Raw genomic sequence first — 4,974 nt, 5'->3', positions numbered from 1 at the left:
TCCGCCACTGGCGGCGCTCACCTTTGCAGCATCCAGTATTATCTGCGCTTTTGGCTTGGCATCTGCCGCACCTCGCTTGCCGTATCGGCACTTAGAATTATGCGGTATTGCCTTAATTGGGTAGAAATAGAGGAAAGTAATAAAAATACAGGAGGATGAATCCTATGCAGATCTCCCAGATGTTCAAGCGCAAGCCTTGCGTGTTTTCCATCGAGTGCTTCCCCCCGAAGCAGACCGCCAACTTTGGTAAAATGAAGGACACCCTGCGCACCATGCGCACCCTTAACCCGGATTTTATCAGCGTTACTTACGGTGCAGGCGGCTCCACGGGCGGCGTTTCCACTGTGGAAGTGGCCGAATTCCTGAAAAACGACCTGAACGTAGAGCCGCTGGCCCACATGATCTGCATGGGCAGCGATAAGGCAAAGGCCGCCCAGCTGCTGGACCAGCTGAATGCCGCCGGTGTGCGCAACGTGCTGACCCTGCGCGGCGACCGCACCCCCACCCGCCCCGAAAGCCCGGACTTTGCCCACGCAAGCGACCTGGCCCAGTTTGTGTGGCAGACCCAGCCGGAATTTGATATCCACGCTGCCTGCTACCCCGAAGGCCACCCCGAAGCCGCTACCCTGGCCCAGGATGTTGCCAACCTGCGCTTTAAGCAGGAGGCCGGTGCCACCCACCTGCTGACCCAGCTGTTCTTTGATAATATGCACTTTTATCGCTTTTTGAACCTGGCCCGCCGCGCAGGCATCACTTTGCCGGTGTCTGCCGGTGTTATGCCCATCGTTAAGCGCAGCCAGATCGAGCGCACGGTGGCACTTTCCAGCGCTAGCCTGCCTTCGGAGTTTACCCGCATGATCTCCCGCTACCAGGACGACCCCGAAAGCCTGTATGCTGCCGGTATTGACTATGCCGTGCAGCAGCTGCGAGATCTGATCGAGGGCGGCGCGGACGGTGTGCACCTGTATGCCATGAATGACGCCAAGGTTGCCGCCGCTGTGTATGAGGGCATCAAGGACCTGCTGTAATCGGCCTGTTGGCCCCATAGAGGGGGAGTGAAACGCTGTGCAATTAGCCTACCCGCAAAACGATACCCGCGCCGAAACCCTTCGCTACCTTGGGGCAGGGGGCTGGCAGCCGGATGCTGCATCCCAGGTGCTGCTGCAAAAAGCCGAGGACGCCCTGCGCGCCGCCGCCACCCCGCGCGGCGTGTGGAAACAGCTGCCGCTGACCGCCCTGCCGCTGCAGAACGCCGGGAATGATATTGCCCGCCACCTGCGCGGCTGCGATGCCATGGTGCTGATGGCCGTTACCCTTGGCAGTGGGGCTGATACCCTGATGCGCCGCCTGGAGCTGACGGATATTGCCCTGGCCGCTGTGGTGGATGCGATGGCTTCCGCTGTGATGGAAGAGCTGTGCAACGCGCTGGAAGCCGAGATCCGCACCAGCGTGCAGGCGCAGGGGCACTACCTGACGGGGCGTTTTTCCCCCGGCTATGGGGACTGCCCGCTGACTTTGCAGCAGCCGTTTGCCATTGCGCTGGATACCGTGCGCGGCCTTGGCATGGCGGTCACGCCGGAAAATCTGCTGACCCCGCGCAAAAGCGTAACAGCCATCCTTGGCGTGGCGGACCACCCGGTAACGGGGGCCCGCGCCGGGTGCGGGCACTGCCTGCTGCGCGAAAAGTGCGAATACAGAAAGAGGGGAACCACCTGTGAAAATTGAGGAAGTATTTGCCCGCCGCCGCTTTATTATGCTGGATGGCGCCATGGGCACCCAGCTGCAGCTGCGCGGCCTGACCACAGAACAAAAGCCGGAACTGGCCGCCTTTATCATGCCGGATGTGCTCACTGCCGTCCACCGGGACTATGCCCGCGCCGGGGCGGATATCCTGCTGGCAAACACCTTTGGCGCCAACCCTCGTAAATTGAAGGGAACCGGCTATACTGTGCAGCAGGTGATCGAAGCGTCCATCGCATGTGCCCGGACCGCCGCGCAGGAAACCGGTGCCCTGGTGGCACTGGATATCGGCCCCATCGGCGAGCTGCTGGCCCCGGCCGGTACCCTGCCGTTTGAGGATGCCTGCGCCCAGTTTGCTGAGATGGTGCGCGCCGGTGCCGCAGCCGGGGCAGACCTCGTCTTTCTGGAAACAATGACCGACCTGTATGAGCTGAAAGCCGCCATCCTGGCCGCAAAGGAAAACTGTGACCTGCCGGTGTTTACCTCGATGAGCTTTGAGGCCCGTGGCCGTACCTTTACCGGCTGCACAGTGGAAAGCTACGGCATTACCGCCGCCGGCCTTGGTGCGGACGCCGTGGGCATCAACTGCTCGCTGGGCCCCAAGGAAATCCTGCCCTTTGCTCAGCGGCTCTGCCGTGTGGTGCCCGCCGGTATGCCGGTGTTTGTCAAGCCCAATGCGGGCCTGCCGAACCTGGACGGCAGCTATGATATCACCCCGGCGGAGTTTGCCGCTGAGATGGCCGCCTACCTGCCCACCGGAATTTCCATGCTGGGCGGCTGCTGCGGCTCTGAGCCGGAATCCATCCGCCTGCTGAAAGAGCTGACCCAGGATAAAACCCCCGCCGCCAAAACCCCTATTGTGCGCAGCCGCCTGTGTACCCCCGTGCGCTGCGTGGAGGTAAACGGCATTACCGTGGTGGGCGAGCGCATCAACCCCACCGGCAAAAAGCGCTTGCAGCAGGCCCTGCGGGAGGGCGACAGCGCCTATGCCTGCGCCCAGGCCGTAGCCCAGGCCGAAGCCGGTGCCGAGCTGCTGGACGTGAACGCCGGTCTGCCGGATATTGACGAACCCGCCACGCTGGAAATGCTGGTGCGGGAGCTGCAATCCATCACCGACCTGCCATTGCAGCTGGATTCTTCCAACAAAGATGCTTTGGCCCGCGCGCTGCGCATTTATAACGGCAAGCCGATCGTCAACTCGGTCAACGGCGAGCAGAAGGTGCTGGACAGCATTCTGCCCCTGTGCAAAAAGTACGGCGCCGCCGTGGTTGGTCTGGCACTGGATGAACACGGCATTCCCAAAACGGCAGAGGGCCGCTTTGAGGTTGCCAAGCGCATTGTGGCCGCAACGGATGCTATCGGCATTCCCCGCGGGGATGTTTACATCGACTGCCTGACGCTGACGGTTTCTGCTGAGCAGAGCGCCGCTGCCGAAACCCTGAAAGCCATTACCATGTGCAAAAAGGAACTGGGCGTGCGCACCGTGCTGGGTGTTTCCAACATCAGCTTTGGTTTGCCCTGCCGCGGCTACATGAATACCACTTTCCTGACGTTGGCCATGCAGGCCGGGCTGGACCTTGCCATCATGAACCCCAACACGCCGGAAATGATGGCCGCCGTGCGCGCCTACCGTGTGCTGACCAGCCAGGACGAAAAGTGCAATGATTACGTTGCCGCCTATGCCAATGTGCAGGTGCAGACCTCCCAGGTGGCAAAAACTGATGCCGCCGCCCCGGCGGGCGGTGCAGCAGGGGCCGATGCTCTGTTTGAAGCCGTGCGCCGCGGCCTGAAAAACGAAGCCCGCGCCGCTGCAGAGGAAGCCCTGAAAACCCGCGAGCCTTTGCAGGTGGTGAACGAAACGCTGATCCCCGCGCTGGATGTGGTGGGCGACGCCTTTGAAAAAGGCTCCATCTTTTTGCCGCAGCTGCTGCAATCCGCCACGGCGACCCAGGCTGCTTTTGAAGTGATCAAAACCGCCATTGCCGCCAGCGGCAGCCAGGGTGAAAGCAAAGGCCGTATTGTGATCGCCACCGTAAAAGGTGACGTACACGATATTGGCAAAAACATTGTGCGCGTAATTTTGGAAAACTATGGCTATGACGTGCTGGATCTGGGCCGCGATGTGCCGCCGGAGCGCGTGGTGGAAGCCGTGCGCCAGACCGGTGCGCCGCTGGTGGGGCTTTCGGCCCTGATGACCACCACCGTGCCCAACATGCAGGCCACCATCGAAGCCCTGCACGCGGCCAACCTGCCCTGCAAGGTCATGGTGGGCGGCGCTGTGCTGACCAAGGCATACGCCGAACAGATCGGTGCCGATTTTTATGCCAAGGACGCCAAAGCCAGCGCCGATTACGCCAAACAGATTTTTGGCTGATTGAATCAAGTTTTGACTTTCACGTTTCAGCTGGTATTTTGCTATAAGAAAAAATTAAGGCAATACCGCATAATTCTAAGTGCCGATACGGCGAGCGAGGCACGGCAGCTGCTAAGCCAAAAGCGCAGATAATACTTTGTGTATTATCGAGCATTTTGGTAACGCAGATGCCGTGCCGCAGCCGCCGGAGCGGTGCTTAAGCCGTCAGGCGGGAATTGTGCGGTGTTGCCTTAAATACGATAACGCAATAAAACAGCAGCACACCGTTTCCCGGAAAATAGGGAAGCCGGTGTGCTGCTGTTTTTATTTGGAAAGGGGGAATGGCGAAATAGGAACGAAAAGAGTGTGAAAATAAGAAATGAGGAAATTGGAAAAATTGAAGAAAGAAGAAATCAAGGGCAATACCGCATAATTCTAAGTGCCGATACGACGAGCGAGGTGCGGCAGATGCTAAGCCAAAAGCGCAGATAATACTGGATGTCTTATCGAGCATTTTGGCAACGCAGATGCCGTGCCGCAGCCGCCGGAGCGGCACTTAAGCCGTAAGGCGGGAATTGTGCGGTGTTGCCCAAGAAGATAAAAGAGTGAGTTACGCCTTTTCTACCTCATAATTACTCCAGCTGTCTGCTGTGGCGGCGGCGCTGGTGTCCACGCTGGTTTGGTAATGGCAACGTTCTGCAGCAAAAAGGTGGATTCGGTGTTGGTGGTGTAAAACAGGGATGTGCATGGCCCTAAAACGATGAAGAGGGAACTTTTTAATTGGATTTTTATTCAAATCTTTTTAAGGCAATACCGCATAATTCTAAGTGCCGATACGGCGAGCGAGGTGCGGCAGCTGCTAAGCCAAAAGCGCAGATAAT

3 protein-coding genes are annotated in these 4,974 nt (G+C 59.0%); all 3 read left to right on the top strand.

The annotated features are described in order from the left end of the window. Positions 1-164 precede the first annotated feature (164 nt). Genes C4885_RS15435 through C4885_RS15425 form a run of 3 tightly spaced genes read left to right on the top strand, consistent with a single transcriptional unit; the run spans position 165 to position 4,114 of the window. Entirely contained in the window at positions 165-1,028 is an 864-nt protein-coding gene (locus tag C4885_RS15435) for a methylenetetrahydrofolate reductase (RefSeq protein WP_114001185.1), read from the top strand. A gap of 37 nt (positions 1,029-1,065) precedes the next feature. After that, the gene (locus C4885_RS15430) at positions 1,066-1,725 is read left to right on the top strand and encodes a vitamin B12 dependent-methionine synthase activation domain-containing protein (RefSeq protein WP_114001184.1); all 660 of its coding nucleotides are present in this window, start codon (positions 1,066-1,068) and stop codon (positions 1,723-1,725) included. Then, a complete protein-coding gene (locus C4885_RS15425) occupies positions 1,715-4,114 on the top strand; it encodes a homocysteine S-methyltransferase family protein (protein ID WP_345784343.1) in 2,400 nt (799 codons plus the stop codon). Before C4885_RS15430 ends, C4885_RS15425 begins: the two co-directional genes overlap by 11 nt. Positions 4,115-4,974 lie beyond the last annotated feature (860 nt).

The organism is Subdoligranulum sp. APC924/74 (assembly GCF_003324125.1).
GTDB classification, from domain to species: Bacteria; Bacillota; Clostridia; order Oscillospirales; family Ruminococcaceae; genus Gemmiger; species Gemmiger qucibialis.
Note: the sequence above shows the minus strand (reverse complement) of the source record. Positions and strands in the feature narration are given on the sequence as shown.

Excerpts from the sequence above, each read along its gene's own strand:
- C4885_RS15435 (WP_114001185.1), top strand. The coding sequence starts at position 165 with ATGCAGATCTCCCAGATGTTCAAGCGCAAGCCTTGCGTGTTTTCCATC.